This window comes from Dickeya undicola (genome assembly GCF_000784735.1).
GTDB lineage: Bacteria > Pseudomonadota > Gammaproteobacteria > Enterobacterales > Enterobacteriaceae > Dickeya > Dickeya undicola.
Map to the genome: position 1 here is coordinate 1 of NZ_JSYG01000054.1, position 307 is coordinate 307.

At 53.1% G+C, this 307-nt stretch carries 2 rRNA genes; both read right to left on the bottom strand.

What is annotated here, in order from left to right:
* Nucleotides 1-62: ribosomal RNA gene (gene rrf / locus OB87_RS21220) — 5S ribosomal RNA — on the bottom strand; the annotation flags it as partial.
* A 114-nt stretch (nt 63-176) separates the two neighbouring features.
* Nucleotides 177-307 (bottom strand): 23S ribosomal RNA (locus tag OB87_RS19120); the annotation flags it as partial.

Sequence of the window (307 nt, forward strand, 5' to 3'; positions counted from 1 at the left end):
CGGCGTTTCACTTCTGAGTTCGGCATGGGGTCAGGTGGGACCACCGCGCTCTCGCCGCCAGGCAAATTCTTTTTATTCCAACCGTTATGCTCACACTTCCCGTGCACAACCATCAGAACCAATCCTCGAACAAGCTAAAATTCTCGTCTCTCTCACCAAAACACCTTCGGTGTTGTAAGGTTAAGCCTCTCGGGTCATTAGTACTGGTTAGCTCAACGTATCGCTACGCTTACACACCCAGCCTATCAACGTCCTCGTCTCGAACGTCCCTTCCGGGGCCTCAAGTGCCCAGGGAAGACTCATCTCG